5 protein-coding genes, 1 pseudogene and 1 riboswitch are annotated in these 5,602 nt (G+C 72.4%); of the genes and pseudogenes, 2 read left to right on the top strand and 4 right to left on the bottom strand.

Translation table 11 applies throughout. From position 1 onward, the window contains the following. Positions 1-1,163: YbjN domain-containing protein (locus tag KBX53_RS20345; RefSeq protein ID WP_247675930.1), on the bottom strand; the 1,163-nt coding region annotated here is incomplete at its 3' end. An 86-nt stretch (positions 1,164-1,249) separates the two neighbouring features. Continuing rightward, positions 1,250-1,729, bottom strand: coding sequence for a YbjN domain-containing protein (locus KBX53_RS20340; protein ID WP_210861040.1), 480 nt, complete (start codon positions 1,727-1,729; stop codon positions 1,250-1,252). A gap of 113 nt (positions 1,730-1,842) precedes the next feature. Here KBX53_RS20340 and KBX53_RS20335 point away from each other — a divergent pair, with 113 nt between their 5' ends. Further along, positions 1,843-4,299, top strand: a complete 2,457-nt coding sequence (locus tag KBX53_RS20335) for a DNA translocase FtsK (RefSeq protein ID WP_210861038.1) — start codon at positions 1,843-1,845, stop codon at positions 4,297-4,299. Positions 4,300-4,365: 66 nt separating this feature from the next. Here the strand turns inward: KBX53_RS20335 and KBX53_RS20330 are convergent, their stop codons facing one another. Continuing rightward, entirely contained in the window at positions 4,366-4,611 is a 246-nt protein-coding gene (locus tag KBX53_RS20330; protein ID WP_030336834.1) for a hypothetical protein, read from the bottom strand. 82 nt (positions 4,612-4,693) lie between these two features. Further along, on the bottom strand, positions 4,694-5,008 hold the full coding sequence (locus KBX53_RS20325; RefSeq protein ID WP_030336832.1) for a multidrug efflux SMR transporter: 315 nt from the start codon (positions 5,006-5,008) through the stop codon (positions 4,694-4,696). A gap of 61 nt (positions 5,009-5,069) precedes the next feature. Further along, positions 5,070-5,140: riboswitch (guanidine-III (ykkC-III) riboswitch) on the bottom strand. A gap of 91 nt (positions 5,141-5,231) precedes the next feature. Between KBX53_RS20325 and KBX53_RS20320 the strand changes: the two are divergent. Further along, positions 5,232-5,602, top strand: a pseudogene (locus KBX53_RS20320) (ornithine cyclodeaminase family protein); the annotation flags it as partial.

Genomic DNA, 5,602 nt, shown 5'->3' with positions numbered 1-5,602 from the left:
CGTTCACCCAGCTCGGCCTCGACGTCGCGGCGGTCGGTGTCGGGATCGTCGAGCCCGGCACCGTCGTCGTCGGTGGGCAGCGGAACCAGCGCCGCGAGGGGGCGCTCGGCCAACCAGGCGGCCATCCGTCCGGAGTGGTGCCCGGTCCCGTTGCGCGCGTCGAAGCTGCCGGCCAACTCGCTGGCCACCCCGAGCAGCAGCGCCCCGAGCGACGCCACGTCCAACTCGGTGGCGGTCCGCTCGCCGTACGCCGGGCGGGGCATCGTCCGCCCGCCGAGCCCTGCCTCCACGGCCAGCGCACAGACCAGGGCTCCGGCGGCGGCGAACTCCATGGCGGCCAGATCGTCGGTCGGCCGGTCCAACCGGGGCAGCTGCTCGGCCAGAATGGCCAGGCCGCGTTCCAGGTGCCCGCCCAGCGCGCAGAACCGCAGGTGCGCGGCGAGGTGCCCGAATGCCGCCCGCTCGTGCCGGTGCCGGCGGTAGGCCCGCACGTGTGCCGCCGCCGCCCGCGCCGGCTCGCCGGTACGCAGCGCCGGCAGCAGACCGGCGACCAGGTCCCGCTCGGGCTGGTCGGTGCAGGACCGTGGATCGCCGTCGGATGCGCCGAGTTCGGTGAGCGCGGCGCTCCACTCGCCCCAACCGGCCAGCAGCTCGGCACGCCGGGCCGAGGCGCAGCCCGGGCAGCCGCCGGCCGGGCCGGGCCGTTTCCCGGACCACCGCTCGTACCAGTGCCGGGCGGTGGGCTCGTCGCCCAGGTGATCGGCGATCCGGCAGTGCAGCTCCGCGACGGTCGGTGTGTCCGGGCCGTCCGCCCCGACGCGGTGGGCCAGGTCGTGCAGCAGGGACCGGGTCTGGTCCAGCCCGACCCTGGGGGTCCCGAGCAGCGCCTCCACCGCGTACCGCTGGTAACGCAGCAGCAGCCCGTTCTCCGCGTCGGTGAGGAGGTCGGGCCGGTGGTCGGCGGCGGCCCGGCAGCGCCGGACCGGCTCGACCAGCCGCCACCGCTCCCCGTGCAGCAGATGCGCCTCGATCAGCGCGAACCGGGCGTCCATCCCGGACCGGACGTCGCCGGCCCCGTCGGCGCGTTCGGCGAGCCGTTCCAGGGCCACCTGCCGGGCCGGGCCGTCGGGGAGGTCCCGGGCGTCGGCGAGCGCGGCCTCCAACGCCGGTACGCGGCCACGGGCGAGGCGGTCACCGCGACCGGTGGGTGGCGTGCCGGTGCGGTTGCCGGTGGACTCGTCCCGGCCGGTCACGACGGCACCGCGCCGGGCAGTCGACGGACCGCCACGGCCAGCTGGCAGCCGGTGGAGATGCCACAGTCGAGCAGTTGGTCGAGCTGGTGGGGGGTCACCCCGCGTTCCAGGTCGGTGATCACCTCGCCGTACACCCGGGCTCGACCGTCGTCGTCGACGTGCACGAACGCCTTCGGCCAGAGCCGGTCGTGGTTCCAGGAGTTGCAGAACGCGTACAGGTCGGGAACCCGTTCGATGCCGAAGGTCGGATCGACCATGGTGCGGATCTGGAGCAGCTCCCCGTCACCGCCGACGCGGAGGAACCAGATCATGTTGTCGTCGAAGAGGCCCACCAGGTCGCCGTCGGGTGTCGGGCCGACGGACCGGCCACGGGCAGCGAGCACCGCGGAGACCAGGTCACCGGTCAGCGGACGCAGTGCGCCAGGGTGGCCGGCCAGCGGATCGTCCGGATCGCCCGCGAGTTCCGGCGACGCCATGGGGCATCCCTTCTGAGGCGGATATCACGACCGGCGGTGGGGTTCGTGTAACGACGCGCGGACACGACCCGGAAAAGCGGGGATCTGCCCGGCCCCACCGTTACCGTGACTCTATGGCGGGCCGTACCTCTCAGGCGAGCCGGCGGCGCGGCGCGTCGCCGCGCGGTGGCACCAACAGTCGTGCCCGTCAACCGGCGAAGAAGACCCGGGCACCGGTCCGACGGCGCACCACGCCGCCCCGACCCGGCCCCGCGGTCTACGTCGGCCGCGCGATCGGTGCACTGTGGATGGGGCTGGCGCACGGGATGGGCTGGGCAGTGCGCGCCGCCGGGCGGCAGGCCGCCTCGGCCCGTGACCTCGACCCGGAGCACCGCCGGGACGGCGCCGGGTTGCTCATGTTCGGGCTCGCCCTGCTCTCCGCCGTGGCGCTCTGGCTGTCCGGAGCGGGGCCGGTGGGCGCGCGATTGGCCGACACGATCCGGCTGTTCCTGGGCGCGATCTCGGTGGTCGTACCGGTGCTGTTGATGATCGGGGCGTGGCGGCTGATGCGTCAGCCGGCGGACCCGGAGCACCGCGGCCGCGGGTTGATCGGTTGGGGTTCGCTGCTGGTGTCGACGGCCGCGTTGCTCCAGATCGGCCAGGACCCGGTGGACACCGTGGAACGTGACTTCGCCGGCGGCCTGATCGGCGCGGGCGTCGGTGGGCTGTTGGAGCGGGCGGTGACCGCCTGGGTGGCGGTGCCGCTGCTCGTCCTGTTGCTGCTCTTCGGCCTGCTCGTGGTGACCGCGACGCCGATCAACAAGATTCCCGAGCGGCTGGGTCTGCTCGCCGGCGGGCTGGTGGGCGCACCGGAGACCGACGAGGAGGTCGACGAGCCGGTCGCGAAGCCGGCCCGCAAGCGACCGGCCAAGCGGATGCCCCCACCACTGGACCCGGACGACTTCGAGGACCTGGACGGCGCTGACCTCCAGGAGACCATGGTGCTGCCGCGCAAGGCTCCGGCGAAGGTGCCGGCGAGCCGCAAGCCGCCGGTCGAGCCGCCGGAGCACTCGCCGGCGCCGACCCGGGCCGAGCAGCTCGCGTTGACCGGGCTGGCCGGGGACTACACCCTGCCGCCGGCCAACATGCTCAGCGCCGGGGCCGCCGCGAAGACCCGCAGCAAGGCCAACGACGAGGTGATCGCCGCGCTGACGGGCGTGTTCGACCAGTTCGATGTGGACGCCGCGGTCACCGGCTTCACCCGTGGTCCGACCGTCACCCGTTACGAGGTGGAGTTGGGCCACGGCGTCAAGGTCGAGCGGATCACCCAGCTGTCCCGCAACATCGCGTACGCGGTGAAGTCGCCGGACGTCCGGATCCTCAGCCCGATCCCGGGCAAGAGCGCCGTCGGTGTGGAGATCCCGAACACCGACCCGGAGAACGTCGCCCTCGGTGACGTGCTGCGCTCGCGGGCGGCGACCAGCGATCACCACCCGATGGTGGTGGCGCTCGGTAAGGACATCGAGGGCGGCTACGTGGTGGCCAACCTCGCCAAGATGCCGCACATCCTGATCGCCGGCGCGACCGGCGCGGGCAAGTCGAGCTGCCTCAACACCCTGCTGGTCTCCATCCTCACGCGGGCCACGCCGGACGAGGTCCGGCTGCTGCTGATCGACCCGAAGCGGGTCGAGATGACCGGCTACGAAGGCATCCCGCACCTGGTCACCCCGATCGTGACCAACGCCAAGAAGGCGGCCGACTCGCTGGACTGGGTGGTCCGCGAGATGGACATGCGCTACGACGACCTCGCCGCCAACGGGGTCCGGCACATCGACGACTTCAACCGCAAGGTCCGCAACGGCGAGATCAAGGCCCCGCCGGGCAGCGAGCGGGAGATGCGGCCGTACCCGTACCTGTTGGTGATCGTGGACGAGCTGGCCGATTTGATGATGGTCGCGCCGCGCGACGTGGAGGACTCGGTCGTCCGGATCACCCAGCTGGCCCGGGCCGCCGGCATCCACCTGGTGCTGGCCACCCAGCGCCCCTCGGTGGACGTGGTGACCGGTCTGATCAAGGCGAACGTGCCGTCCCGACTGGCGTTCGCCACCTCCTCCCTGGCGGATTCCCGGGTCATCCTCGACCAGCCGGGCGCGGAGAAGTTGCTCGGTCGTGGTGACGGGCTCTTCCTGCCGATGGGCGCCTCCAAGCCGGTCCGCATCCAGGGCGCCTGGGTCACCGAGCGCGAGATCGCCGACGTGGTGAAGTTCTGCAAGGACCAGCGGGAGCCGGAGTTCCGGCCGGACGTGCTGGCCCCGGTGCAGGAGAGCAAGAAGAAGATCGACGAGGACATCGGCGACGACCTCGACCTGTTGGTGCAGGCGGTGGAGCTGGTGGTCACCTCGCAGTTCGGCTCGACCTCGATGCTCCAGCGCAAGTTGCGGGTCGGTTTCGCCAAGGCGGGCCGCCTGATGGACCTGATGGAGACCCGGGGGGTGGTCGGGCCGTCCGAGGGGTCGAAGGCGCGCGACGTGCTGGTCAAGCCGGACGAGTTGGACGAGGTCCTGGGCGGCCTGCGCGGCGACGTGGACTGACCGACAGCCGACCCCGGACGCACGACGGGCCCGCCGGTAGCCGGCGGGCCCGTGACGGGGAAGAGGTCAGTTGTTGATCAACGCGCCGATGATCACCAGGCTGATGATCGCGGCGACGACGCTCGCCACGGCGGCGTACCAGCCCAGCGGCTTGTCGCCCAGCACGGCGCCGACGACGCCCGCGATGACGCCGAGTACGCCGAAGATGATCGGGTTGAGCAGCAGGGCCAGGACCGCGAAGACGAAACCCACGATGGTGACGATGCGGGCGGCGTTGCTGCGGGGACGGGCGGTGCTCGGCATGTCGGCCATGTCTTCCTCCGGTTGAGAGCCTGTCGTGACAGATCGATCACTACCCACTGGTGGGGCCGGTCACGCCTGCCGTCGGGACACCTCAGTGGAAGATTTTCAACCCGATCACGCCCGCGACCACCAGCAGCAGGCAGAGGATCCGGGGCAGGCTCGCCGACTCGCCGAGCGTCAGCATCCCGACCAGTGCGGTGCCGACCGCGCCGATGCCGACCCAGACGGCGTAGCCGGTGCCGACGGGAATGTCCCGCAGCGCGTACGACAGCCCGGCCATGCTCAGCAGCAGGGTCACCACGAACACCACGGACGGGATCAGCCGGCTGAAACCGGCGCTGCGGTCCAGGGCGATCGCCCAGGCCGTCTCCAGCAGTCCTGAGATCACCAGCACGAGCCAGGCCATCGTTCACCTCACCGGGAGCGCCCGGGGCTGCCGCGCCGGGACGAGTCGAGTCTGCACGTCACGCGGGGCGTCTTGGCCTGACCGGGTACGCCCACCACTCGTCCGGAGTGACCACGAGCATCCGGCCACCGGGTCCGACGCTAGCACCGCCCCGGCGCCGTGGCGGTGACCACCGCCACGCTCCGTTGACCTCTACCTGACTTCAACATGCACTATCGCCAGCATGACCCTGCTCTACGCCGACCCCGAGGTCGCCGCCACGCTGGACGCCGCCGCCACGGTCGACGCCATGCGCGCCGCGCTCCTGGCCGCGTACGAGGGACGCCTGATCGCACCGCCCCGGGCCGCCGCACCGCTGGACGGCGGGCGGATGGTGCTCACCGCCGGGCACCTGGTCGGCGAGTGGTACGGCTTCCGCTCGTACGACACCTTCGGTCACCCGCAGGGCGAGCAGTTGGTGGTGCTGCACGACGCCCGGACCGGGGCGGTCCGGGCGGTGGCTGTCGGCGAGGAGCTCGGCTCCCGTCGGACCGGCGGGGTGGGTGGGGTCGCTGACGACGCGCGGGCCCGGTCCGACGCCGCCACCCGCGGTGT

The organism is Micromonospora sp. M51, assembly GCF_018070305.1.
In the GTDB taxonomy this organism is placed as follows: domain Bacteria; phylum Actinomycetota; class Actinomycetes; order Mycobacteriales; family Micromonosporaceae; genus Micromonospora; species Micromonospora parva.
The sequence above is the reverse complement of the archived record's forward strand: the minus strand, read 5'-3'. Positions and strand labels throughout refer to the sequence as shown.

Coding starts and splice junctions, on each gene's coding strand:
- KBX53_RS20340 (WP_210861040.1), bottom strand. CDS start 1,729: ATGGCGTCGCCGGAACTCGCGGGCGATCCGGACGATCCGCTGGCCGGC.
- KBX53_RS20335 (WP_210861038.1), top strand. CDS start 1,843: ATGGCGGGCCGTACCTCTCAGGCGAGCCGGCGGCGCGGCGCGTCGCCG.
- KBX53_RS20330 (WP_030336834.1), bottom strand. CDS start 4,611: ATGGCCGACATGCCGAGCACCGCCCGTCCCCGCAGCAACGCCGCCCGC.
- KBX53_RS20325 (WP_030336832.1), bottom strand. CDS start 5,008: ATGGCCTGGCTCGTGCTGGTGATCTCAGGACTGCTGGAGACGGCCTGG.